The following is a 25,999-nucleotide window of genomic DNA, read 5'->3' on the forward strand; positions in this document are numbered from 1 at the left end:
GAAAAAAAATTTATAAATAAAGTAAAAAAATAGTAAAAATTAAGCGATTTTTTAACTTTATTTGTCTAAAATCACAGTCCTAATTCAAAGAGGACAGTTGGGTGAGCTGGCTGAAACCACATCCCTGCTAAGGATGCGTACTGGCAACGGTACCGAGAGTTCGAATCTCTCACTGTCCGCCACTATTGAATTAGTCGGGTCTATAGCTCAGTTGGTTAGAGCACTCGGCTCATAACCGAGTGGTCCTGTGTTCGAGTCACAGTAGACCCACCACTTCTAAGCACCATTTGATGGTACTTATAGGTATTTAATATTTTAAGTTACTATTTTAAGGTTTACATAGGTAACACCTTGGGTAACACTTTTATTGCGGGAGTAGCTCAGTTGGCTAGAGCTTCTGCCTTCCAAGCAGATTGTCGCGAGTTCGAGTCTCGTCTCCCGCTCCAATAAAAAAGCCCTATGAATGAGAATTTGATTCTTTTTCATAGGGCTTTTTTTATTTCTATATTTTTTACATCAATATTAAAAAAGTTTATCTATTGCTATTTTCTCTTGTTAGTTGTTCTCGTATGGAGCGTAACTCTTGACGATGTTCTTCACTAGATTTTGGATAGCTAAGTTGTAGTGACTTGAGAGTATTTAGAACAATTTTTGAAATAATAAGTCTAGCATTTTTTTTGTCATCAGCTGGCACCACGTACCAAGGTGATTTTTCTGTGCTCGTAGCACTTAAACACTCTTCGTAGGCATATGTATATTGTTCCCAGAATTTACGCTCCTCTATATCTGCAAGGCTTAACTTCCAATTTTTTTTGGGATTATCAATTCGTTTTAAAAATCTTTTGCACTGTTCCTCTTTTGATAGATGTAAAAAGAACTTAATTATCCGCGTACCATTTCTATGTAGATGTTTTTCCATATTTTGAATAGATTGAAAACGTTCTTGCCAGATAGTTTTTTTGTTTAATAGGGCTTCTGGGATATCTTCGCTTTCTAAAATTTTAGGATGTACACGTACAATTAATACCTCTTCATAATAAGAGCGGTTGAAAATACCAATTCGACCACGCTCAGGTAGAGCCTGTGTAGTACGCCATAGAAAATCATGCTCTAACTCTTTTGCACTTGGATGCTTGAAGCTGAATACTTGACATCCTTGAGGGTTTATACCAGAGAGTACATGCCTTATGGCACCATCTTTCCCTGCTGCATCCATAGCTTGAAATATTAATAATACAGAGTAGCTATTTGATGCATAAAGTAATTGCTGTTGATTACTTAATTTCTTAATATTTTTTTTTAAATATTTTTTATATTTTTTCTTAGATTTATATGCGGGTTTAATTTTAGTGGGCCATTTATCAAGTTCAACTTTTTTGCCTTCAGGAATACGAAAATCTTTTGATTTTATTTTCATCTTTATCCTTTCACTATTACAGAGTTATATAAGTTTTGTGGTATCTAATATGCTAAATACAAAAGAGCCATTTTTGTAGTTTATTACTAATAATGACTCTATTTTCTTTATATGAAAGAGTTTTGTTTCTAAGATAATCTTAACTCATTGCCAAATGAGTATTTATTGCCATAAAAACATCATCAATTGCTTTTTTGTGAGACTCAATCTCATCCTTGCTAGCTTTACTAGCTGCATCTAACTTCTCTTTTCCATCTTTAATCTTCATTTCTACAGCTTGAATTCGTTTGTCTATTTCACTCTTAGCCTCTTCATTTGATGAAGATATTTTCTCTTTTAAGGCTTTTAACTTTAATTCATACTCTTTTAATTGAGCTTGTTTTGTTTGTAGGTATAGTTCTATATTATTCATAATAGTTCCTTTTGATTAAAATAGTAATATGTATATTATAATATTTTATTTGTATATTTTCAAATTATTGTTAATATATACAAATAAAACATTGATACAGAACGTGTTGAATGGATATTAATAAAAAACTTAAATAGGATATTATTGCTTTATTGTAAAAAAAAGTTTTTTTTGGTAGAATTTTTTTGTTGCGGGAGTAGCTCAGTTGGCTAGAGCTTCTGCCTTCCAAGCAGATTGTCGCGAGTTCGAGTCTCGTCTCCCGCTCCAGCTATTAAAGAGAAGGTGATTCTTTTTTATAAAGAGTGATGATAAACTTCGCTCCAAAATGTTGCATTTGTTTGTATTCATAGTGAGTGTTATCTACTGCTAGTGTTCCTTTAAGATGTTTTTCAACTATCTCTTTAGACATATACAATCCAATCCCTGTTCCCTCATTTTTTTCTTTTGTTGTAAAATATTGTCCGAATATTTTTTTTAAATACTCTTCTTTTATTCCACCTGCATTGTCTTTTATAGAGATTTCAAGATAATCTTCAGTATCAGTAGCATCAATTATTATGTATCTAGTTTTTGCATTATCTTGTTCTACAAGGGCATCTTTTGCATTATTAATAATATTTAGAAATACTTGTATTAGTTCATTTTCATATGATTTGATTTTTATTGAAGCATCAATATTATTTTCTATTTGTATACTATGTCTTTTTATACTTGAAATAATAACATTACATACTTTTTCTATAAGTATTTTTGGCTGTAATACTTTTTTTTCTCTTTCTCCTGTGAAAAACTCTTTAAAAAAATCAATTGTAGTAGATAGATAATTGACATTTGAAACTACATTTTCCAGTGTTTTAACATATGCTTTTTCATCTACTATTCCTAGCTCTTTTTGAAGTAGTGTACCTGTTGATTGAGTCATCATTGCTGACAGTGGCTGTTTCCATTGGTGCGTTATATTTTCAATCATTTCGCCCATAGAAGCCATTTTTGATTGTTGTAATATTAGTAAATCTTTTTCTTTATTATTAGAAACTTCAAGGTCAATTCTTTCTTTAAGTAAACTATTGTTTTTGTGTAAGATTTTAGTATATTTATTAAAGAATATAATTATGAGTGAAAATATAATAAAAGAAGAACAAAGTAAAATCAAAAATAACATTGCAGAGTCTTTATATTCTGCTTCCATTGGATAAAGAGTTGATAACATTGCTCTGATATCTCCTTTGTGCTCATAAAAGCCAGCTTTGTTTCCATATATTTCTATTAGCCCCGTTGGAGCAATTTTTGGGTCAGAGTGACATCTCATACAAGCATCAGTTGTGATTTTTGTTGGTACTGCATAATAAAGAGCATCACCATACTCTGTTTTAACAACTTCTTTATAAACTGATAACTCTTTTTTATTAAACTTTTTTAATAAATCTGCTTCTAAATCACTTGCTTTATTGTTGGGATTTCTTGGGTTTATACTAGAAAATCTTATCTTAATAGGTGGACGATTTATATTTTTTAAAAGCTCATTATACTCTTCATTTACTCTAGCTGATATATAAGTTGAAGACATTAATACTGGACTAAAAAAACCTTTCTCTAAAATATTTTGCTCTTTTAAAGAGTAAATTTCATTTTTTTGTCCATGACTTACAAAGTTTCTTAATGCTTTTACATTGAGCAAGAAATCTTCAACCTTCTCTTCTGCTTTGTGAAAAGAGTAGTATCTTGTCAAATAAAAAAAAGATATATTAAGTAGTATGAATAGTAGGAAAGAGAAAATATATACTCTATTTTTAAATATAAAATCATTTTTGTTCATTGTTTCACTTTTGAAATATTATTTTTACTTATAAAGTAGAGAATAAATAATTCAACTATTTTAAAAGCTAATAATTTTTTAGTATAATGTCATCTTATCTAAATTTTAGATAAATAGCAAAAATTAAATAACTTATCTAATAATTTATAAAGAAAAAACTAACTTTTTCAGAGATATATTTGTAAGGAAATTAATTGTATTATATAATCATGAAAAAGATTATTATTTATATATTATTTTTATATTCTCTTAATTCACTATTTGCTTCAAATTTGAATTTTACTCAAGAAGAAAAAGAATATATAAAAAATTCTCCAGATATCACTATAGGTACTATGAATAGTTTCACTCCCTTTAGTTTTACTAAAGATGGAAAAATAGTTGGATTCACACAAGACCTCATAGATATACTAGCTCAAAAAAGTGGTTTAAAATTTAAAATAGTTAGCGGTTCTTGGCCTGAAATATATGATTTATTTTATAATAAACAAATAGATATGATTTCAGAGGTTTCATATAGACAAGAGAGGCTTCCTTTTACACTTTTTTCATCACCATATTATGTCATACCAATTGGAGTTTTCACTAGAAAAGACTTTGGAAATTATAATGGAATAGAGAGTTTAAGAAATAAAAAAGTTGGAGTTGTTAAAAATACATTTATAATCGATATTTTACAAAAAGAAAATATTGATGTAGTTGAATTTGATGATTCAGATGAAAGATTTTTGGCACTTGATGAAAAGAAAATAGATGCAATCATTACAAATATTTTAAGTATTTATAAGCTTGAAGATTTAGTTTTGCCAAAACTAAAACTTGCAGGTAGATTTGTTCATTCCGATGCAAAAAGTGAAGACTTAAGGTTTGGGATACAAAAAGAAAATCCAATACTAGATTCCATAATAAATAAAACACTTGATTCAATACCTTATTCAACAATGAGTAATCTTAAAAGAGATTGGATTTTGAATTTAAATAAATCAAATATTTCCTTAACTAAAGAAGAGAAAAAATGGATTGATAAAAATAGAGTATCTGTTGGGATTGAACCCGCAAAACCATATATATATTATGATAGTAAAAAAAGTTCAAATAATGGTTTGTACTATGATATATTACAAAAGGTTTTAGAAAAAACTGGATTAAAAGTTGATTATGTGCATTCTTCTTGGGCAAAACTATTAGATGAGTTTAAGAATGAAAAAATTGATTTACTTCCTGCAACTTTTTATTCTAAAGAGCGGGAAAAATTTGGACTTTTTAGTGATGAATTCTATAAAGTTAGAGAATATATTTATGTTTCAAATAAAAATGAAAAGATAGGAAACTTTAAGGACTTGGAAGGGAAAAAAGTTGCTATTACAAAAGGGTATGCAACCATAGATAAAATTAGAACAAAATTTCCAAAAATTGATATTATTAAAACTTCGGGATTAGGTGAATCTACAAGTAAAGTTTTAAATGGGGAAGTTGATGCTTTGGTTGACTACCATTTAGTTGTTGAAAATTACATTCGTGATAATTCAATTGTAGGATTAAAAGATATTGCTCAAAATGATTTAAAAGCTGTATCAATTCATTTTCTCTCCAATAAAAGAAAACCTACACTTCAAAGAATTTTACAAAAAGGTTTAGACAGTATATCAAGAGAAGAGATGAATAACATACTTCTCAAGTGGGTACGTGAACCCTATAACAGTGATAAAGAAAATCAAAGTTTACTTAGTGATAATGAAAAAGAGTTTATTATTAAACATCAAAAGATTAGATTTGGTGTTGCTTCTAATAGACCACCTTTTGAGTTTATACAAAATGGCAAAGCATCGGGTATTGCAGTTGAATATATAAAAAAGAGTGCAAAAAATGTGGGCCTTGCTGTTGAGTTTATAAATAGTAAAATGCCAATGGCAAATGCATATAATACAATTGAAACTTCAAGAGATAAATTTGACACTATTTTATTTAGTGTCAAAAATAATGATAGAGCAGAAAAGTTTTCTTATGGAACCGCATATCTATCTTATCCCATGATGATTATAAAACATAAAGATTCTCCATATATTGGCTCAATGAAAGATTTGTCAGGTAAAAAAGTGGCTATTGAAAAGAATTATTTGACTAATAAATGGATAAAAAGAGATTATCCTGAAATCAAGATTATCAATTATAACAATACAAAAGATGCTTTAACCAACTTAGATAATAATAAAGTAGATGCATATGTAGGTAATCTTGCAGTTGCTAATTATTTAAGTGTATTTGGTGATTTAAATAATCTAAAAGTTGCAGCACCATCAGGTTATGGAAACATTGAGTTTAGTTTTATTGCACCAAAAGAGTGGCCAGAACTAGCTTCCATCTTATCAAAAGGCTTTAATCAAATAACTCCAATTGAACATACTGGTATACAGCAAAGATGGTTCTCTCTTCAAACTGTAGATAGGGTAAACTATTCACTTATTTGGAAAGTAGTGGCGGTAGCTGCTTTTATTATCTTATGGATTTTGTGGTGGAATAGAAAAATAGCTACAGAAAAAGATAGAACAAAAGATGCTTTAAACCAATTGCAAGATGCTCAAGGTAAATTGGAGCATAAAAATATAGAAGTAAATGATGCTAAAAACTTCTTAGAGTCTGTTTTAGATGAGAGTCCAGATTTAATTATTATAAAAGATTATGAAGGAAAGTTTTTATTAGTAAATAAAGCAGTTGCAAAATTATATCATACAACGGTAGATGATATGATTGGTAAATATGATAGTGATTTTAAATATGCTAAACGAATGTCAGACTTTTTTAATAAAAATATCAAACAAATAATTGATAAAAATAAGACAGAGATTTCATATGAAGATTTTAATAAAACACAGCATTATATTACTACAAAAAAACCTTTTACAAATGAAAAGGGTGAAAAGTTAATTTTAATTATTGCTCATGATATATCTACAATTAAGAAGTTAGAAAATGAACAACTAAAACAACAACAACTGTTATTAAATCAATCAAAAATAGCAGCTATGGGAGAGATGTTGGGTAATATTTCACACCAATGGAGACAACCTCTGTCTGTAATAACTACGCAAGCCTCTTCTATAGGATTATTATTAGATGTTGGTAAAAGAATATCTGATGAAGAGTTACTTGAATATAGTTCTAGTATTATGCAACAAGCAAATTATTTATCTAAAACTATAGATGATTTTAGAAATTTTTTTACATCTGATTCTAGTTCAAAGCAAGTTTATAATTTAAAAGATATCTTTTTCAAGCTAGACGATTTAATAAAAGTTACATATGCTAATAACTTTATTAAAATTATCAATCAAATAGATGAGGATATAAATATTCAATTAAATGAAAATATTTTAATTCAAGCTTTTATAAATATATATAATAACTCAAAAGATGCTTTTATAGAAAAAAATGTAAGTACAGATGACAGATACTTCTTTTCAAGTATAAAAAAAGATAAAGACCATGTAATTGTAACCTTTAAAGATAGTGCAGGAGGAATTGATAAAGATAATATTGAGAAAATATTTGAGCCATATTTTACTACCAAACATAAGTCTGTAGGTACAGGTATTGGACTATATATGTCAAATCAAATCATAACCAAGCACTTAAAAGGCGAAATAAGAGCCATAAATGAAACCTATAAATATAATGATAAAAATTACACTGGAGCGAAGTTTATTATAACCTTGCCCTTATAATACAAATTGTTTATTTTTTATACAATAAGTTTAATCAAAGAGTTTTATATATTGATATAATTATTTTATGTAATTTCATTTATTCATTAAAAAAGGTTTTAAGTTTTTTGATTCTCCGTCATTTTGTGCTTAAACCTTTTTTTCTTCTTCTTCTTAACTTCTATATTATGATATAATTCACAAATTTTTTAAGGACTTAAAATGAAAAAACTTTTAGTATCAGCAATATTTTTATCAATAACTTATTCTCAAGCTGGTATGTTTGACCAACTTACAGATATAGTTTCAAAGGAAACTTCAAAAACAGTAAGTGAAAATAATTTAATGACTTCAATAACAAAAAACATTGATATAACTCCAACACAAGCAACAAGTGGTGTTGCAACTATTTTACAGTATGCAAAAACTCAAATGCCAAATACTGATTATGAAACTGTATTAAAAGAGGTTCCTGCTTTATCTAACTTAAATAGTTCATCTTTAACTGATAGTTTATTAGGAAGTATAACTTCTCTTGAATCAGTTCAAACTGCTTTTAAAACATTAGGACTTGACCCAAGTCTAATCTCACAATTTGTGCCTTTAATTATAGATTATGCTAAAAGTGTAGGTGGGGTAGATTCTTCTTCAATATTAACAAATGCTTTAAAAGGTTTAGTATAGAAAGTAGTATGTATATTTAGTTGTTTTGTTGTACTTTATTCATCTCTTCTTTAAATACACCAATGAAATGATTTACAATCTTTCCATCTAAATGTTTTGACATATCCTTTTTCATCATAACCAATGTGTTAAAGGTACCTGTTGAGTTTTTATAACTTTTATTTGTTGTTAAAGCATCAAATACGTCACATATTCCAATAATTTTTGCGAATATATCTATTTGTTCATCTATTAACTTGTCAGGATATCCTGTACCATCTACTCGTTCATGATGATTTTTTATTCCTGCCAATATACTTTTGTTTGTTATTCCTAATTGTCTTGCTAATGCCCAACCATACATAGGATGTTTTTTAACTTCATTAAATTCATGTTCTGACAATAAACCATTTTTATTGATGATACTATCACTGATTTTGCTTTTTCCTAAATCATGTAATAAAGCAGATACTCCAAGATCTTCCAAATCTTTTTTGCTCATTCCCATATGTTTTCCAAGGCATAAGGCATAAACAGTTACATTTAAAGAGTGAGTATGTGTATAATAATCACTTGCAAGAATAGTTATAAAAGAGCTAACTGAAAAATTATCATGTAAAATTGTAGATACCATATCATTTACAATAGTTTCAACTTCTGTTACATTTTTCAAAGATTGAGGATTTTCAAACATTTTATTTACTGTATTCCCTACAGTTGAGTAAAAACTTTTCATATTTTCTGGTATAAGCTTTAATCTCATAAAATCATTATAATGATTTTCATAAAACTCTTTTTCATCTTCGTGTACATATAAATAATTGTAATCCAATAGATTTTCAATATCATATTTTACGAGTTTTCTGCCTTTTATTGAGAGTAAAGAGAGATCCTCTTCTTTAGATTTTTTTCCATATAAATTGAAAAAGAATTCAACATTTTCATCTATTATTACCTTATTTACAAGATAATATGTATTTGTATTCATTTTATATTCAGACATGCTCATAATAATACCTATTTAGTTTAAGTGTAAAAGTAATAAATAGTATTATATAATAAATAAAAGTTGTATTAAAAATGCAATTATATGAAATAAATTAGCTATTAAATTATTTTAGTGGTGGAGTTTAATTACTTACATTCTTCATTTTGACACTCATTTACTTCAATAGTTATATGGGATAATTTATGAAAGTCTTGAAGTAACTCTTTGTAATAATCAGTTGGTTTAGCAGAGTGTGTAACAATTGAGATTATTGCTGCATAATGATTTGCACTTACTTTCCAAATATGAATATCACTAATAAGATTGTCTGAATCATTTTCGATTTTTTCTTTTATTTTTTCTTGATACTTTTTATTAATATTTTCATCCAATAAAATAGGACTTGTCTCTTTTACTAATCCTATTGACCATTTAGTAATAATAATTCCACCTACTATACCCATAACAGGATCTAGCCAGTTCCATCCATAATATTTTCCAAGTAAAAGAGCAAAAATAGCAAAAAGTGAAGTTAATGCATCTGCCAAAACATGAAAATATGCTGCTTTTATATTGTGGTCATGGTGGTGTTCATGGTGATGCTCATGATGTTCTTCTCCATGATGGTGGTGCTCATGGTCATGTAGTATAAACATACTAGCAACATTTACAACTAATCCAATTACGGCTACAAGAATAGCTTCATTGAAATGAATAGATTGGGGTTCATATAAACGAAAAATTGACTCTATTATCATAAGAAGGGCAACAATTCCAAGTGCAATAGCACTTGTAAATCCCGCAAGTACATTAACCTTACCCGTACCAAAAGAGTATCTATCATCATTTTCATACTTTTTTGCATAAGAGTATGCAAAAATAGTTATCATAAAGGCTGTGACATGAGTACCCATATGCCAGCCATCTGCAAGCAATGCCATAGAGCCATAAATTGTTCCTGCCACTATTTCTATAACCATAGTAATGGCTGTTAATATTAGTACATAGTATGTTCTTTTTTTTGCTTTGTTATTATCTAAGTTGTATTTGTGAGAATGTGTCCAGTTATCTAGAGAGTGCATAAGTAATTAGCCTTTGATAAATTGTATATTGTAATTTACTTACAATTATTGTGCCTTTAAAAAATCTTTGATTATTTTCTTATGGTCAAAGACTAGTTTATCAAGTGGTATTTCATCTTTTTTATAAATAAAAACATCTTTTGCATCATCTTGGGCAAGTGGCTCTCCATAAGCTTTGCAAATATATACAAGAGATACAGTATGAAATCTTTCATCTCTTTTTGGGTCAGAATAAACACCAAGTAGTAATTCAATAGTAACATCCAAAGATGTTTCCTCTTTCATCTCTCGTATAAGTGCAGTTTCAACTGTTTCCCCAATATCAACAAAACCTCCAGGTAAAGCAATCCCTAAAGGTTTGTTTAATCTCTCAATTAAAATGATACCTCTAAAGTTATCTTTTTCATCATAGAGTTTGATAATGCCATCAACTGTTAAATGGGGTGTTTTTATCATTGTTTTATTTTACTCATGTGTATAAAATGCTCTATCACCAGCATCACCAAGACCTGGTCTGATATATTTATTATCATCTAATCTTTCATCAATTTGAGCAATATAGATATCAACATCAGGATGTGCTTCTTGAACTGCTTTTATACCTTCTGGTGCTCCTAGGATATTTAAAGAGATAATTCTTTTTGCACCTTTACTTTTTAAATAAGTAATTCCATCTATTAAAGATCCGCCCGTTGCTATCATTGGGTCAAGTAGTAATACTGTTTTATCATCAAGTTCTGGGATATTTTCATAAAATAGTTTTGATAGGGCTGTCTCTTCATCTCTTTTCATAGCCAAAAAACCACTTCTTGCATATGGTAGAGTTCTTAAAATACCTGTTAACATAGGTTCCCCAGCTCTTAAAATAGGAACTAATACTAATTTTTGAACTTCTATCATTTGTACATCTAAAGGACCTTGCCATGTATTGATATTTTGTGTTACAGTTTTAAAATCAGCTAAGGCTTCTGCTACTATTATTCTTGAAATTTCTTCAATTGTAAGTCTAAATTCATTTGATGCAGTTCTTACATCTCTAAGTCTATTTATAAGGTGTTTTACAAGTATATTGGTACTTTCTTGGTACATTTTTTATCCTAATTTATTTTATTATATAGGTAGGATTTTATCTAAAAACTACTTATAATATAGACAATTGTTCACAAAGTATTAACCAATGTTTGGTTATTATACTCAGTAATTTTAACAAAAAAGAGGATGAATGAAACCCACAGATTATAATTTTAGGATAAAAGATTCTATTTTAGGTATACAGTTTTTATTTGTTGCTTTTGGTGCACTTGTTCTTGTACCAATTTTAACAGGACTTGATGCCAATGTTGCACTTTTTACTGCTGGAATTGGTACTTTAGTATTTCAATTGGTAAACAGAGGTGCTGTACCTCCTATATTTTTAGCTTCATCTTTTGCTTTTATCGCTCCTATTTCATATGGTGTAAAAACATGGGGAATCGCTGCAACTATGTCAGGTCTTGTTGTTGCTGGTTTATTTTATCTGATTCTTAGTTTTATAATTAGATTAAAAGGTGATGGTTTTATTCATAAACTTTTACCAGCAGTGGTGGTTGGTCCTGTAATTATCTCTATTGGACTTATTTTATCTCCTGTTGCTGTAAATATGGCCATGGGGAAAACTGGTGATGGAGCTATTGCATTAGTTCCTTTTGACACAGCAATTATTATCTCTATGATTTCACTTTTTACTATGGTATTTATTTCACTTTTAGGAAAAGGTGTGTTTAGATTAATTCCTATTTTAGGTGCCATAATAGTAGGATATATTGTCTCAGTATTTTTTGGTATAGTTGATTTTTCAATAGTTGCAAAAGCCTCTTGGTTTGCAATACCAAACTTTACAGCACCAGAGTTTAACTGGCAAGCTATTATTTTCATACTTCCAATAGCAATTGCACCTGCAATTGAACACATCGGAGATATGTTAGCTATCTCAAATGTTACAAAAGTTGATTATCTTAAAAAACCAGGACTAAAAAACACTCTTTTAGGTGATGGTTTAGCAACATCAGTTGCTTCACTTTTTGGTGGTCCACCAAATACAACATACTCAGAAGTAACAGGGGCTGTTACAGTTACAAAAGCATTTAATCCTGCAATTATGACTTGGGCAGCAATTGCAGCAATTATTTTAGCCTTTGTTGGAAAACTAGGTGGTGTATTAGCAACTATTCCAGTTCCAGTTATGGGTGGGATTATGTTATTACTTTTTGGAATTATTGCAAGTGTAGGTATATCTACGCTAGTGCGAGCAAATATCGACTTCAACTGTCCTAGAAACTTAGTTATTGTTTCTATGATTTTAGTTTTCTCAATAGGTGGTATGACATTTAATTTCTGGGGTGTTTCATTTTCAGGAATTGGGCTTGGAGCAATCACTGGTATATTTTTAAATCTTATTCTTCCACAGCCACGAAAAGAAGACCATATTATTTAGATAAAAGGAGTATTAGCTCCTTTTATCATCTTTGTATAAATTTTTCTCTTGTCACTATATTGATACCATTTTAATTTAAAATGGCACTAGTTGATAAAAGAGGAAAAAATAAAATGAAAAAACTTATTAAAGATATTGAATTAGCTAATAAAAGTGTAGATTCAAAAGAGTTGAAAAAACTCTCAAAGTCATCGCACTATAAGGTAAGAAGAGCAGTATCTAGGAACTTGTATACTTCTCAAAAAGTTTTAAAAAAACTACAATTAGACCCCATCTTAAATGTAGCATTTATGGCAAATAAAAATGCAAAAAAGAAAATATCATTTAAAGACTCGCCATCCCTTTCTAATCCTTGTGTTAGTTGTGAAGAAAATGAAGCAGTATTTCATCTAATATGTAAAACCTGTAAGAAAAATCATTTATCAAAAGCAGAAAAAATATACTCTTAACAAATCTCATTTTCCTTTAAAACTCTTTTTTTGTATATTGTATTACTAATTTAAGGCTGTTTTATATAAAATATATTATTAATGACAGTTATGAAAAAGGAGCCTAATTATGTTTAATATGCAATTAGAGCTAGATTTAATCATATTTCATTTATTTCAGTTGGGAGCTACATTTTTACTAGCACTTCCCATAGCTCTCAATCGAGAATTAAATGATCGAGGTGCAGGGTTGAGAACTTTTCCTCTGGTAGCTATTTCATCATGTGCCTTTATGCTTGTTGGTATGAGTGTGTATGAAGGTTCTGATGCTGAGGCAAGAGTAATGTATGGTATCATCACTGGTATGGGCTTTATTGGTGGTGGAGCTATCTTTAAAAGTAAAGAAGGCACACAGGGTACTGCAACAGCAGCAGGTTTATGGATTACTGGGGCTATTGGAATATCAGTAGCCTATAGTCGTTATGAAATCGCTATTGTATTGTCTCTTGTAGGCTTTCTTATTTTTAATTTTGCCAAACCGTTTAAGAAGAAGTACTCATAATTAAAGGTTTTGGCACTTTTCTTCTTTGATGGCAAAGAAGAAACAAGAAAGCCACCAACAGAGTTTCAAAGCCCTTTGGGTTCCCTCACTTATTATTTTTATCTTTTCTGCTTGGCAAAACTCATTTATTAAAACTTGCACTTAGCAACTTTTAAACACTCAAACAGTTTCCAATCTTGTTTAGAAAAGAGAAAAATAAACGCTCGGCTTTTGCAAATGTTGGAAATCAAAGGTGGGATAATGACATTTGCATTTTTGATTTGTCTAGATTTGTAATTTCTATTTGCTAAATTTACATACGATAGTTCAAACTTTAATTCTTTACAGACTTTGCCTTCATCAACTCGTCTGGTTGCTTTTTGTCTTACTTTTTACAACTAAAAAGTGAGAAAGCGGAAAGCTTTGCTTTTCAAGAGAATGTTTCACAAAACAATAGAATACTTATTAACAATATCCAAAAGCATCTCCCCAGACTCATGGGACTTTTCAAGAGTCAATCTATCTTTTGTGCCAGATATTCCAACTGCACCTATAAGTATATTTTGATGATTGAATAGGGGAACAGCAACACATCTCATCCCATCTTGATACTCTTTGTCATCTATTGAGTAACCTTTTTCTCTCACATCATTTAAGATGTTTTCTAGACTTGCAATATTTGTGATGGTGTTATGTGTGTATGAGTTTAGTTTTATTTTTTGTAAATCATAGTTTCCAAAAGCTAGGATGGATTTTCCTAAGGCGTTGGTGTGTAGAGGAGCTTGTAGTCCTATTTTATTTCTTGTTTTTATTTTCCTATCTGAGTTATCAAATTGATTTAGATATAAAATCTTGTAATTATCAAAGATACCTAAATATGAGCACTCATTTGTGATGGAGTAGATCTCTTCTAGTAAAGCTTTTGTTTTTTTTACCATAAGTTCTATTCTTGTTTTATTGTTTGTAGAGCTATTTATATCTGTAGCTATGATTTCATTTGATTTTTCTAAATATGTTATAAAGCCTTCTTCATAGAGAGTTTTTAGAAGTCTTGACATGGTGCTTTTTTCTATGTTTAATTTTTCACATAACTGTTTTGCTAAGATAGGTTTACCATGATTTACTATTGTCTTGTAAACGTGTAAACCTTTTGTAAAAGATTTGTTAGTTGACATAATAACTCTTTTTAATTTATTATATCAAATAACAGAACTACTTTTGCAGTTCTGTTATAAAGTTTTAAACAAGAAGTTCGTTGAATTTTGCAAGCCATTTTGGATGTGCTGGCCAAGCAGCAGCTGTTACTAAGTTTCCATCCACATATGCATCTTCAAAGCCAATATCTGCCCATTTTCCACCATTTGTAGTAAGATCAGGTGCACAAGCTGGATAACAAGAACAAGTTCTATCTTTAACAATTCCCGCTGCAACTAATACTTGAACTCCATGACAAACAGAAGCTATAGGTTTATTTTTTGAGTTGAAGTTTTGAACTATCTCTAAAACTCTTGGGGTTAATCTTATGTATTCAGGAGCTCGTCCACCAGGAATCAAAAGTGCATCATAGCTATTTTCATCAATCTCATCAAAAGTAGCATTTAATGTAAAATTATGACCAGGTTTTTCACTATAGGTTTGATCACCTTCAAAATCATGAATTGCAGTTTTGATTTGTTCCCCTTCTTTTTTATTAGGACAAACAACATCAACACTATGACCTAACATTAAAAGACATTGAAATGGAACCATCATTTCATAATCTTCAACAAAATCCCCAGCAATAATAAGTATTTTTTTTGACATAAAATCTCCTTTTTGTTAATTGTTTAATTTTATAGCATTAAATTTTAATAATTAATTTATTTTTGGATTAGTTTTTTCTAGTTGCATATTGTGCAACTACAATACTATTTTGCATAAAATCTTAAAAAAGATATAATAAAAAAAATAAAATTAAAAGATAAATATAGATGATAGATTATAATAAAAAATTAACTTTACACAGAGAACTCTATCCCATGAGTGATATTGATATTTCAACTGAAAGTGACAGAGGACGAATACTATCAGCCCCCGCTCTTAGAAGATTGCAAAAGAAAACACAAGTTTTTCCATTAGAGTTAAATGCAGCTGTACGAAGTAGGCTAACACACTCTTTAGAAGTATCCCAATCTGCTAGATTTATTGCGAAAACAATTATAAAAAAGTGTGAAGGGAAGTATGGATTAGATGAGTTAAAAGATGTTTTTATATCCACTGCTGAAATGACAAGTTTACTACATGATATTGGCAATCCTCCCTTTGGACACTTTGCCGAAGTTGCAATAAACTCTTGGATGCAAAATAGTGGAGTTAAGATTTTAGATAATTTGATTGAAGTAGGGGATAAAAATAGGTCTTTTAAAGAGATGTTAGTAAGAGATATTTGCAACTATGATGGAAATGCACAAGCTATAAGAGTAATATCAAAACTTCAAAGACTAAATCTATCTTATTCTCAAATGGCATCAGTGATAAAGTATACAAGAGGTGCATTTGAACCAAAACCTACAAAAGATGAAGAGTTATATTATATAAAAAAGAAACCAGGCTTTTATTACAGTGAAAAAGAGCTTGTAGAAAATATTTATGAAGCATTAGATACTAATATAGGGCATCGTTTTCCTATAACTTATATTATGGAAGCTGCTGATGATATAAGCTACTTAAATGCAGATTTAGAGGATGCTGTTGATAAGGGGATATTAGACTTTGAACAAATATACAATCTCATAAAAAAAGAGTGTGAAGAATTAGATGAAACTTATTTGTTAGACCTTGTAGATGTTTTTTATAAAAAAGCAAAAGACAAAGAGGATGAACCTTATCAATTCAATCTTTTTTGGACTTTAACAAGAGCTAAACTAACCCATGCTTTAGTGGAACATGTTTCAAGTGTATATCTAAATAACCATGAGGATATTTTTGCAGGTAGATTTGATAGTGCTTTATTGGAGTTTGATAAACAAAGCAAATATACAAAAGCAATAACAGTTTTACAAAATATCTCTGTGAAATATATTTACAATAATAAAGATGTTCAGACTTTAGAGTTAAAGGGACATAAAATACTAACTACACTTTTAGATACTTATTCTGCCTTATTAAAACTTGACTTTAGTGAATTTGAAGATTTAGTGGATGACAAAAGAATATCTTGTTTTATGTCTCAACGACTTATTAAAAGGTTGTCTTCAAAACATATTGTTGCATATAAAAGTGCAACAGCAAAACTATCAAAAGAGGATATTGAAAAGTATAAGTTAGAAGAGTGGTATTATAGAACAAGACTTATTATTGATTATGTTACAGGCATGACAGATGATTTTGCTTATAATGAATATAAGGTTTTATCAGCTTTTGATGCTAGATAAGTACAAAATTATTACAATTATTATATGAGCTAAATTAAAGTTATCTTTGATAAAATATAACCTTTAATTAATATATTGGATATAAATGAGACTGATAATACTATTTTGTTTACTTTTTGCAACTTTGTTATCTGATACTCTAGAATCACTACTTCATGATTATGAAACAACTACCGAAAAATCTTTGAAAACAGTAGATGAGAAGATGGGACATGTTTACATCTACTCACAAAAAGATATTCAGCTAATGCAATATAATAAGTTAAGTGATATCTTAAAAGAACTTCCTCTTTTTACTCTAAATAAAAATCGTTATGGAGTATATAATCCCTCACTTGCTGGAAGTAAGACTACAACTAGTGGTTTTTTTAGATTTTTTATTGACGACCATGAAATTAGCTCTGCGTATAGCAAATCACCATTTCTTTCTTGGGGTGATTTACCTTTAGATTTCATAGACCATATTGAGATATATTATGGTGAAAGCTCATTTGCTTTAGGTAATGATAGTGGGATATATTTTATAAGGCTTTATACAAAATCACCTTTAAAAGAAAACGGTGCTGAACTAACATCTACCGTATCTAACAGTAGCTCTCATTCCAATGGTTTTACATACTCCTCACAACTTGGAAATGATTGGTCATATTTGTTATATGCTAATAATACAAAATTAAAAGATGATTCAACCTATAAAAATAGAAAGCTTTATAATGATACCCATAGAAGATATCTATACTTAGATGTTCAAAATGATACTACAACTGTTAACTTTGGATATTCAGATGTGAAAAAAGATAATTATATGGGACAATCAAAAGATGTAGTTCCAAATAGTGGTGAACTTTTATCTAAGGATTATTTTTTAGGAGTGACAAAATATTTTCTTGATGATAAGTCAATAAAAGCTAGCGTTTCTATAGGAAAACAAACAAGAGAATATAGTGAAATAAATGATGAAAAAATATCACTAATTCCATTTAATATGCCTCCTAATCTTTACCCAAATATAACAAAGGTTAATGAGAAGCTAGAGTTTACAAAAACAAATGCATACCTTTCTAAATCTTTTGAATACAAAAAAAATAATATTTTAGCAGCAATTAGTGTGGAAAATAAAAAATATGAAGTAAAAAATAGAACAATAGTTAATGCAGGGACTTTTGTTGACATTGGACAATTAAATGATTTTGATAAAGAAAGTGTTCGTTCCTTTTTACTACAAGATGATTACAAAGTAAAAGATGACTTGATACTAATTGGAAATGTTAAAGTTGATCAGTATAAAAGAAGTGGTCTTGTAAGTGATAATACCTATAATCTTTACAGAGTAGGGACAATTTATACTCCATTTGAAAACTTTGGATTAAAAAGTTTTTATACAAAAACTACAGTGCCTCAACTCTTTTCTAATGTGGATTTTGCATTACCCACAAATAAAAATTTAAAAGATCAAAAATATGAAATTTATACTGTTGAAGGAGTCTTTACTACAGAAAATTCAAAATTTGGGATTACTTATGACCATGTAAATATAGATGATTTTATATATTTAGCTTCTGTGGGATATGTAAATGTAGATCATACAATAAAAACAGAAGGTGTGATTTTTGATTATGAGTACAAATTTTCTGAAGAAAACAAACTTAAACTAAACTATTATCTAACTAATTTGAGTGAAATACCAAACAATTCACAAAGAGGTGGATATGCAAAGTACATGGGTGAATATAACAAGTTTCAATACTTTACATCTTTAAATTATAAAAGTGCTTTTGATTATAAAAATGTTCATGTTAGTAGTGCCTTTGATTTAAGTGTTGGGTCAACTTATAACATAACAAAAGATTTAACTTTGAGTTTAAAAGGTGAAAACCTTCTTGATAAATCTACTCAATCCCTAAATGTAGATGGAACAACAAGTGAGACTTTTGCTACAAAAGATTATGGTAGAAGTGTTAGCTTAACAATGAAGTGGGTATTCTAATGAGAATTATAATATTAACACTTGCATTTATATCATTGGCTTTTTCTTCCCAATATACTTTTTTAGTAAAAGAGTATGATAAAGAAATAGACCTTGAAGCTAAGATAATAGTTAAGATTGCAAAAAACTCTATAAAAGATGAAATAAAACTTTTTATTCCAAATATTTCAGATATGGAAAAAAATATTTATTCAAAATATTTTACACTAAGTGAAAGTTGTGAAAGTTCAAACTTTGTATTTGTTAAAAAAGTAATTAGTACTGATAGTTTATGTTCTGAAAATAATAAACTATTTTTTACAAATAATTACAGAAGATTGTTATCTGATAAGAGATTTTACGGAGCATTCTTTTGGAATAAGAGTAGACCTAATATTGTTTTTATAAAAACAAGACTTAAACAAAGAAATATAAAATTACCAAGTGATTATAAGCAGTTTGTTGAGGACTTTGATGAAAGATAACTCTTTTATAAAGAATCCTTTACAAATAATACTCCTGACTATTTTAGTATCTTGTGTCCTTGCCTTGTTATTATATGGAACTATAAAATTAGAAGAAAAAATAGAAAAAAAGATGCTAAATATTTCTACTTTTGATGTCATCTCAATCGCTAAAAACAATGCCCACGAAATCGAAGAGTATTTTAAAAATAGTAATGATTATGTAAAAGATATAAAAGAAAATGAATCTTTACAAAAAAGAATTGAAACAAACTTAAGAACGCTACTAACAAAAAATATAAAATATGCATATTTATTATATAGGGATGATAAAGGAATATTTAGATTTTTAGCAGATGGTTCAAAGCCTGAAGAAAAAGCATTTTTTAATCAAAAGTTTGATGTTGATGATAAAAAATGGCTTGAGATATTTGATAAAAAAGAGCCTCAAGTTATAGAACATGATGTTTTACATGAGTTATCTATTACCTATTTAGTTCCAGTTTTTTATAAAAATGAAGTGAAAATGATTTTATCAATTGATTTTTCAATTAAAAAAGTTGAAGATATTAATAATATAATTCGACTAATGAAAAATGGTATATTAGGAATAATATTTATTGCTTCAATATTTTTAATTATTCTTATTATTCAAACAATAAAATATGCAGCAGTTAAAAAAACAGCATATATAGATAAACTAACTAATGTATACAATAGAAACTATTTACAAGAGTTGGAAGACTTCATTAATCTAGATGATTATATCTTGGCAACTTTAGATATTGACTATTTTAAAAAAGTTAATGATACCTATGGTCATGATATAGGGGATAAAATATTAAGAGAAGTTGCAAATACAATTTTACTTACTATTAGAAGTAAAGATGATATTACCATTAGGTATGGTGGAGAAGAGTTTGTAATTTTAGCAAAAGTATCAAGGGATGAACACCTGAGTGCACTTAATGTAATTGAGAGAGTTTTTACAAATATTCAAAATAAAAAGTTTTATATAAGCAAAAAAGACTACATTGATGTTACTGTTTCAATTGGAGTTAATCTCGTACCACAAAAATCAAAAAACTTTTCTGATGCTTTTAAGTTGGCAGACATTGCACTATATAATGCAAAAAATAAGGGTAGAAATACTATTGAAATCTATGACGAGAAAGAAAATATTAATAATGCTTGTCTTTCTATAAATGAGATAAAAGAGGCTATGGAAGAGGATAGGGTAGTTTGTTTTTATCAAGCAATTGTTGATACAAAAACAAAAGAGGTCTCACATTATGAAGCACTTTTACGAATAGTAGCAAATGATGGGACGATAATAACACCTGATAAAATTTTACCAGTGATAAAAGGAACATTTATTTTAAGAAATATTACAAAATATGTTCTAGATATTTGTTATAAAAGACTTTTAGAAGATGATAAAATAAAAATTAATGTAAATATCAATCCACAAGATATTATAAATGACTCTATTTTAACTATTTTAAAAAATTATGCAAACGACAAAAATATTGCTAATAGATTAGGTTTAGAAGTTGTTGAGAGTGAAGATATAATGCTTTGTGAAGATGCCAAAGAAAACCTTCTTATGCTTAAAAACTTAGAATATAAGATCTTTATTGATGACTTTGGAAGTGGATATTCAAACTTTATTTATCTTACTGAAATAAAAACTGACTATATTAAAATAGATGGCACTATTATAAAAAAGATACTTGAAGATGAAGTTTCATTTTTATTGGTAAAAAGTATTGTTGCTTTTGCAAAAGAAGCGAAAATAAAACTTGTAGCAGAGTATGTATGTAGTAAAGAGATTTTTGAGAAAGTTGAATCTTTAGGAATTGAGTACTCTCAAGGATATCATTTCTCTAAGCCAACTGCCTATGAAAAAAGTTAATAAGCATGATAATTTTAGACTTTGAAACAAACTCCCATAATGAACATGATGTAATAGAAGCAGCAGCTGTACGCTTAGAGCTAATTGATGGAGAATATGTACTAAAGGATAAGTTTCATAGATATTACCTTTCTCGTTATCCTGTAAACCAATACTCCTATGAAGTGCATAAGCTTACTCCTGAAGCTATTTTAAATATACGTAAAAAGTCAAATTATGCTTCTTATTTTAAAGAAGATGAAGATTTTGTTGAGTTTTGCTCTGGAGTTAAGACTTTGGTGGCCCATAATATAAGTTTTGAGCTTCGTCATTTAAGAGATATTGTAAAGTTTCAAAATCATATTTGTACTATGAAAGAGAATAAACAATTTGTAAAAGCCTTAAATAAAAATGGACAGATTAAAAACCCTACATTGGATGAGGTCTGTTTTTATTATGGAATTGATTTTGATGAAGATAAACATCATAGTGCCACATATGATGTAACTAAAACCTATGAGATTTTAAAAAGAATGAAAAGAAAAATTAGTAAATGACTATAAAGCATTTACTAATTCAACATCCAAATACTCATCTACTTTTTCAATAAAGTCTTCAAATGAAACAGTTCCTTTTTTATCAAAAAGTACAACTTCTTCTCCAAAATCATTTTTGATAAAATGATTTTCATCTTTTGTAACTTTCTCATAAAGTTCTTGCATATCTTCTGTAGAATCATCTTTATTAAACAAGAACCAATTTACTGTTGTATCTTCGATTCTAATTAGTCCATAAGTGTTTGATTCATCAACATAGTCTTGAATAGTTCCATTTTCAAAACTTGCACCTACTACTAAATCATTTTTGTTTAAAATCATTTCCATCATATCTTATCTCCCGAAGCTTCTATTAGTATCTCTTTTTGTTGTTTTTTTCTTTTTTGCTGCTTTTTTTGGCAGTTGAGCCTTATCTTTAGGCTTTTTAAATTTATCTCTTAAACCTTTCTTCTGACTAAGAGGTTTAGCTTTAAACCTTGCAACTCTAGGTTGTTTTTCTGTTAGTTCATATTCATCGTGGGTAAGTCTTGGTATATTTATGATTAGCTCTTTTTCGATTTCAGCCATCTGTTTGTACTCTTTTACACATAAAAGTGTTGTAGCAACGCCTGGGTTTCCTGCTCTTCCTGTTCTTCCTATTCTGTGTGTATAATCAACTACTGTTTCTGGTAGTTCAAAGTTTACAACATTTGGAAGTAGCTCTATATCAATACCACGTGCTGCAATATCTGTAGCAACTAGAACTCTTAATGTTTTAGTTTTAAATCCTTCAAGAGCTCTTGCACGAACTGGCTGTTTTATATCTCCATGAATACAAGCAGTCTTTAATCCATCTAGATTAAATTGTTCAGTTATTTCATCGGCTTTTGCTTTTGTATTTACAAATACTAGCACTTGTTCCCAATTCTCTGAGCCAATTAAATATGATAAAAATTCTACTTTTTTATCTTCATCCATTAAATATATTTGTTGGTCAATTATATCTACGCTTGAACGTTGAGATGAAACTTCTATTACTACAGGTTTATGTAAAAACTCTTTTGCAAGTTTTTTTATGTTTTGGTTTATAGTTGCAGAGAACATAGATATTTGTCTTGTTTTTGCACAGTTAGAGAATATTAGTTCAATCTCTTTTAAAAATCCCATTTCAAGCATAGTATCTGCTTCATCAAGAACTAGATTGTTTATACTTGACAAGTCTACAGATTTTGTATTTATATGGTCAATTAGTCTTCCAGGTGTTGCAACAAGTACATCAATCCCAGACTCTATTTTTCTTATCTGTTCTTTATGACTTAATCCTCCCACAACAATAGTTTGTTTAATATCTAAATGTCTTCCATAATATGAGATACTTTTTTCTATTTGTTTTGCTAATTCTCTTGTTGGAACTAAAATCAGACTTCTTAAAACTCTTTTTTTACTAGGGTCTGCATCTTTTGTCTCAAAAAGTTTTTGTAAAATAGGAAGTACAAAGGCAGCAGTTTTTCCTGTACCACTTTGTGCAGTTGCAATTACATCACTGTTTTTAAGTAAAACAGGTATTGCTTTTTCTTGAATATCAGTTGGATTTTCATATCCTTCTTCTTCAAGAGCTTTTTGTATTTGTGCACAAAGGTTCATAGTGTTGAATGTTTTGATAACAATTCCTTTTAGTTTTATATTTTAAAAGAGTGATTATATCAAATAGTGTATAATATCTCAATTTTAACTATCAAGAAAAGGTAAAGTATCAAAAAGTTTAAGAAAGTTCACGTAGAAATAACAAATATTTGTAATCTAAAATGTTCATTTTGTCCTCCAAAAACCCTACCAAATGTTACAATGCCTTTAGATAAGTTTGACTTACTAAATAAAGAGTTAGTAAATGTTACAAAAGAGCTAGCATATCATGTAGTAGGGGATCCACTAGTACTTTCAAATTTAAATGATTATTTAGATATTAGTAAAAAATATGCCCTTAAAGTAAATCTTACAACCACAGGATATAACCTAAAAGAAGAACAATATGAAACTTTAACAAATGATGCAATTAGACAAATAAATTTTTCTGTAAATTCATACAATGGAAATAGTCATAAAAATAGTTTAGATGAGTATTTAACTCCTATTTTTGACTTTTGTAAATATGCTTTAGAAAAAGAAGTTGATTTTTTCATAAATCTTAGAGTTTGGAATTTTGATGATGCAAAAAGCGCAAAAGAGTTTAATCGTGAGGTTTTTAAAAAAGCCTTTGAGTATTTTGATATAAGTTTAGATATTGACCAATTTTATGTGGCAAAACCTAAAAATATAAGAGTTGCAAGAAAAATATTTTTTAATTTTGATGATTATTTTGAATGGCCAAGCTTAGAAAATGAGTTTGTATCAAACAAAGGTTTTTGTTATGGTTTAGATTCTCACTTTGGAATATTAGCTAATGGTGATGTTGTTCCTTGTTGTTTGGACAAAGATGCTTGCATAAACTTAGGCAATGTATTTGAAGATGGATTGGAAAATATTTTGAAATCAAAAAGAGTAATAGATATAAAAGATGGTTTTAAAAATGGCGAGGTAATTGAAGAACTTTGCCAAAAGTGTTCATATAGAACAAGATTTGATAAATAAGGACTTATGTTGGGTGAAATAGAGTTAGTAAAAAAGAGTTTAGGTGATTTTTTTACACCTGCAATATTAAAGATTGCTATTATTCCACTTCTTATTACTGTCTTTGTAATGATTGTATTTTTTATGGGACTTGCGGATTATAGTCTATCTTCACTTGATCAAGTTATAATTCAAGTACAAAATGGAGAAGAGTTTACAGTTGATCCCAATGCACCATTTTATTATGTTTGGGCAGTTAATGTTTTGACCTTTCTTTTACAATATTCAATTACAGCTTGGTTAGCAGGTTTTTTACTTTTTACTATTGGTACACTATTTATATTATTCTTTTCTATTTTTACAACTTTGATTATTATTGGATTTTTAACTCCAATGATAATAGAAACTTTGAGAAAAAGAAACTATCCAAATATGGATTTAAAAGCTCATGGCTCAATCATTTCACCTATTTGGGTGGCAGTTAAAAGTATAGTTGTTATGCTATTTTTATTTATACTTTTTATACCTTTTTATTTTATACCTTTAGTAAATATAGTTGCTTTTAATTTACCAATATATTACTTTTTTCATAAGCTTTTGAATTTTGATATAACTTCTACGATGCTTAGTTCTGCTGAATATAAAGAGATATATAGAAATAAAAAGAATCTATTTAGAACTAGAACTTTAGCATTATATTTAATCTCTATGATACCTTTTATAACACTTTTTTCTACGGTATTTTATGTTGTTTATTTAACAAATGCATATTTTGTAGAGTTAGAAAAGATAAGACAAAATAGGCTAGATATTTAAGCGATATCCTGTGCCTTGAATATTTTTTAATATATCTTTTGGAAGCTTCTTTCGTAAGTTTTTAATAAAGAGTCTTAGGGCATTTTGTGTCATGACAGAGGTCTCTTCCCAAAGGATATTTTCTATTTCATGGTATGTTATTATTCGCCCTTTTACAATAAGCATTTTTAAAAATACATTCTCTTTTTTTGTAAGAATAAATTCTTCATTTGGGCCTTTTATTAAAGCTTTACTTTCGTCATAAATCCATGATGGAATAAGATTAAAAATAGTGCTATTTTCAAAACTATCAATAAATGCTTTAAATGCAAGGGTTAATTTCTCTTCTGTGATTGGTTTTACTATATATTTTACTAAGTGAAGTTCTGTAGCATCTAATAAATAATCTAAATCAGTATGTGCAGAAGTTATTATAACTCGAACCTTTGGATTTGTTTCTCTTATTTTTTTAACTAGTTCAAGTCCATTCATTTTTGGCATTTTTATATCTGTAATAATTAAATCAGGTTTCTTTTCTAAATATAATTTATAAGCTTCTTCGCCATCTTTAGCTAAGTATATGTCTTTAAACATACAATCAAGAATTTCAAAAATATTATTTTGAATACCAGCTTCATCTTCTGCATAAAGCAGGGTAAAACTTCTTAGTTGATTTACTAGAGTATAATCCATTGGATACCTTGTAATAAAAGATATGTTAAAATATATAATTATTATAAATGGAGTTAACTTGCCTTTAGTAACCGAAAAAAATATATCCAAAATAATCATATATGTTTTCA

General features: G+C 28.6%; 24 protein-coding genes and 4 tRNA genes. 16 read left to right on the forward strand and 12 right to left on the reverse strand.

Annotated features, from left to right (window positions below):
* The first annotated feature begins 91 nt into the window (after window positions 1–91).
* The 3 genes from Q0617_RS08595 to Q0617_RS08605 all read left to right on the forward strand — a co-directional run bounded on the left by Q0617_RS08595 (window position 92) and on the right by Q0617_RS08605 (window position 446).
* Window positions 92–182: transfer RNA gene (locus Q0617_RS08595), tRNA-Ser, on the forward strand.
* 14 nt (window positions 183–196) lie between these two features.
* A tRNA-Ile gene (locus Q0617_RS08600) sits at window positions 197–273 on the forward strand.
* 96 nt (window positions 274–369) lie between these two features.
* Window positions 370–446 (forward strand) — tRNA-Gly (locus Q0617_RS08605).
* An 86-nt stretch (window positions 447–532) separates the two neighbouring features.
* On the opposite strand, the gene Q0617_RS08610 is transcribed toward Q0617_RS08605, so the two are convergent.
* Together Q0617_RS08610 and Q0617_RS08615 are read right to left on the reverse strand one after the other, a co-directional pair.
* Window positions 533–1,417, reverse strand: coding sequence for an ADP-polyphosphate phosphotransferase (locus Q0617_RS08610; RefSeq protein WP_298752467.1), 885 nt, complete (start codon window positions 1,415–1,417; stop codon window positions 533–535).
* A 139-nt stretch (window positions 1,418–1,556) separates the two neighbouring features.
* Window positions 1,557–1,829 carry a hypothetical protein gene (locus Q0617_RS08615; protein ID WP_298752469.1) on the reverse strand — a complete coding sequence of 91 codons (273 nt, stop codon included), beginning with the start codon at window positions 1,827–1,829 and terminating at the stop codon, window positions 1,557–1,559.
* 190 nt (window positions 1,830–2,019) lie between these two features.
* Between Q0617_RS08615 and Q0617_RS08620 the strand changes: the two genes are divergently transcribed.
* A tRNA-Gly gene (locus tag Q0617_RS08620) sits at window positions 2,020–2,096 on the forward strand.
* A gap of 4 nt (window positions 2,097–2,100) precedes the next feature.
* Here Q0617_RS08620 and Q0617_RS08625 read toward each other — a convergent pair.
* Window positions 2,101–3,645, reverse strand: coding sequence for a DUF3365 domain-containing protein (locus Q0617_RS08625; protein WP_298752471.1), 1,545 nt, complete (start codon window positions 3,643–3,645; stop codon window positions 2,101–2,103).
* A gap of 194 nt (window positions 3,646–3,839) precedes the next feature.
* On the opposite strand from Q0617_RS08625, the gene Q0617_RS08630 reads away from it, so the two are divergent.
* Both Q0617_RS08630 and Q0617_RS08635 read left to right on the forward strand, forming a co-directional pair.
* A complete protein-coding gene (locus Q0617_RS08630) occupies window positions 3,840–7,367 on the forward strand; it encodes a transporter substrate-binding domain-containing protein (protein WP_298752473.1) in 3,528 nt (1,175 codons plus the stop codon).
* A 201-nt stretch (window positions 7,368–7,568) separates the two neighbouring features.
* Window positions 7,569–8,030, forward strand: coding sequence for a DUF2780 domain-containing protein (locus Q0617_RS08635; RefSeq protein WP_298752476.1), 462 nt, complete (start codon window positions 7,569–7,571; stop codon window positions 8,028–8,030).
* Between the two features lie 16 nt (window positions 8,031–8,046).
* Here the strand turns inward: Q0617_RS08635 and Q0617_RS08640 are convergent, their stop codons facing one another.
* From Q0617_RS08640 to upp, 4 genes are all read right to left on the reverse strand, one after another.
* A complete protein-coding gene (locus Q0617_RS08640) occupies window positions 8,047–9,018 on the reverse strand; it encodes an HD-GYP domain-containing protein (protein WP_298752479.1) in 972 nt (323 codons plus the stop codon).
* 125 nt (window positions 9,019–9,143) lie between these two features.
* Window positions 9,144–10,079 (reverse strand): CDF family Co(II)/Ni(II) efflux transporter DmeF, encoded by a 936-nt coding sequence (gene dmeF / locus Q0617_RS08645; protein WP_298752480.1) that lies wholly within the window; start codon window positions 10,077–10,079, stop codon window positions 9,144–9,146.
* A 45-nt stretch (window positions 10,080–10,124) separates the two neighbouring features.
* The gene (locus tag Q0617_RS08650; RefSeq protein ID WP_298752482.1) at window positions 10,125–10,535 is read right to left on the reverse strand and encodes an NUDIX hydrolase; all 411 of its coding nucleotides are present in this window, start codon (window positions 10,533–10,535) and stop codon (window positions 10,125–10,127) included.
* A gap of 9 nt (window positions 10,536–10,544) precedes the next feature.
* Window positions 10,545–11,168, reverse strand: a complete 624-nt coding sequence (gene upp, locus Q0617_RS08655; RefSeq protein WP_298752484.1) for a uracil phosphoribosyltransferase — start codon at window positions 11,166–11,168, stop codon at window positions 10,545–10,547.
* Window positions 11,169–11,301: 133 nt separating this feature from the next.
* Here upp and Q0617_RS08660 point away from each other — a divergent pair, with 133 nt between their 5' ends.
* From Q0617_RS08660 to Q0617_RS08670, 3 genes are all read left to right on the forward strand, one after another.
* Window positions 11,302–12,552 carry a uracil-xanthine permease family protein gene (locus Q0617_RS08660; RefSeq protein WP_298752486.1) on the forward strand — a complete coding sequence of 417 codons (1,251 nt, stop codon included), beginning with the start codon at window positions 11,302–11,304 and terminating at the stop codon, window positions 12,550–12,552.
* 113 nt (window positions 12,553–12,665) lie between these two features.
* Entirely contained in the window at window positions 12,666–13,001 is a 336-nt protein-coding gene (locus tag Q0617_RS08665) for a hypothetical protein (protein ID WP_298752488.1), read from the forward strand.
* 118 nt (window positions 13,002–13,119) lie between these two features.
* Complete coding sequence (locus Q0617_RS08670; protein ID WP_298752550.1) at window positions 13,120–13,542, forward strand: MgtC/SapB family protein; 423 nt, start codon at window positions 13,120–13,122, stop codon at window positions 13,540–13,542.
* A 422-nt stretch (window positions 13,543–13,964) separates the two neighbouring features.
* Here the strand turns inward: Q0617_RS08670 and Q0617_RS08675 are convergent, their stop codons facing one another.
* On the reverse strand, window positions 13,965–14,696 hold the full coding sequence (locus tag Q0617_RS08675; protein WP_298752490.1) for an IclR family transcriptional regulator: 732 nt from the start codon (window positions 14,694–14,696) through the stop codon (window positions 13,965–13,967).
* A gap of 64 nt (window positions 14,697–14,760) precedes the next feature.
* A complete protein-coding gene (locus Q0617_RS08680; RefSeq protein ID WP_298752492.1) occupies window positions 14,761–15,324 on the reverse strand; it encodes a DJ-1/PfpI family protein in 564 nt (187 codons plus the stop codon).
* Between the two features lie 167 nt (window positions 15,325–15,491).
* On the opposite strand from Q0617_RS08680, the gene dgt reads away from it, so the two are divergent.
* The 5 genes from dgt to Q0617_RS08705 all read left to right on the forward strand — a co-directional run bounded on the left by dgt (window position 15,492) and on the right by Q0617_RS08705 (window position 21,815).
* Window positions 15,492–16,934: a dGTPase gene (gene dgt, locus Q0617_RS08685; RefSeq protein ID WP_298752495.1), complete on the forward strand. Its 1,443-nt coding sequence runs from the start codon at window positions 15,492–15,494 to the stop codon at window positions 16,932–16,934.
* An 85-nt stretch (window positions 16,935–17,019) separates the two neighbouring features.
* Complete coding sequence (locus Q0617_RS08690; RefSeq protein ID WP_298752497.1) at window positions 17,020–18,921, forward strand: TonB-dependent receptor plug domain-containing protein; 1,902 nt, start codon at window positions 17,020–17,022, stop codon at window positions 18,919–18,921.
* The gene (locus Q0617_RS08695) at window positions 18,921–19,385 is read left to right on the forward strand and encodes a hypothetical protein (protein ID WP_298752499.1); all 465 of its coding nucleotides are present in this window, start codon (window positions 18,921–18,923) and stop codon (window positions 19,383–19,385) included. The genes Q0617_RS08690 and Q0617_RS08695 overlap by 1 nt, the downstream gene beginning before the upstream one ends.
* On the forward strand, window positions 19,375–21,279 hold the full coding sequence (locus Q0617_RS08700; protein ID WP_298752501.1) for an EAL domain-containing protein: 1,905 nt from the start codon (window positions 19,375–19,377) through the stop codon (window positions 21,277–21,279). Before Q0617_RS08695 ends, Q0617_RS08700 begins: the two co-directional genes overlap by 11 nt.
* Window positions 21,280–21,284: 5 nt before the next feature.
* Entirely contained in the window at window positions 21,285–21,815 is a 531-nt protein-coding gene (locus Q0617_RS08705) for a 3'-5' exonuclease (protein ID WP_298752503.1), read from the forward strand.
* Here Q0617_RS08705 and Q0617_RS08710 read toward each other — a convergent pair whose 3' ends face one another.
* Window positions 21,816–22,142 carry a hypothetical protein gene (locus Q0617_RS08710; protein ID WP_298752504.1) on the reverse strand — a complete coding sequence of 109 codons (327 nt, stop codon included), beginning with the start codon at window positions 22,140–22,142 and terminating at the stop codon, window positions 21,816–21,818.
* 6 nt (window positions 22,143–22,148) lie between these two features.
* Entirely contained in the window at window positions 22,149–23,438 is a 1,290-nt protein-coding gene (locus Q0617_RS08715) for a DEAD/DEAH box helicase (RefSeq protein ID WP_298752505.1), read from the reverse strand.
* Window positions 23,439–23,576: 138 nt separating this feature from the next.
* On the opposite strand from Q0617_RS08715, the gene Q0617_RS08720 reads away from it, so the two are divergent.
* Together Q0617_RS08720 and Q0617_RS08725 are read left to right on the forward strand one after the other, a co-directional pair.
* Entirely contained in the window at window positions 23,577–24,422 is an 846-nt protein-coding gene (locus tag Q0617_RS08720) for an SPASM domain-containing protein (protein WP_366517901.1), read from the forward strand.
* Window positions 24,423–24,428: 6 nt separating this feature from the next.
* Window positions 24,429–25,217, forward strand: a complete 789-nt coding sequence (locus Q0617_RS08725; protein WP_298752507.1) for an EI24 domain-containing protein — start codon at window positions 24,429–24,431, stop codon at window positions 25,215–25,217.
* Here Q0617_RS08725 and Q0617_RS08730 read toward each other — a convergent pair.
* Window positions 25,206–25,889 carry a response regulator gene (locus Q0617_RS08730; RefSeq protein ID WP_298752509.1) on the reverse strand — a complete coding sequence of 228 codons (684 nt, stop codon included), beginning with the start codon at window positions 25,887–25,889 and terminating at the stop codon, window positions 25,206–25,208. The genes Q0617_RS08725 and Q0617_RS08730 overlap by 12 nt on opposite strands.
* Between the last annotated feature and the right edge of the window lie 110 nt (window positions 25,890–25,999).

The sequence above is a fragment of the uncultured Arcobacter sp. genome, from assembly GCF_937982575.1.
In the GTDB taxonomy this organism is placed as follows: Bacteria; Campylobacterota; Campylobacteria; order Campylobacterales; family Arcobacteraceae; genus Arcobacter.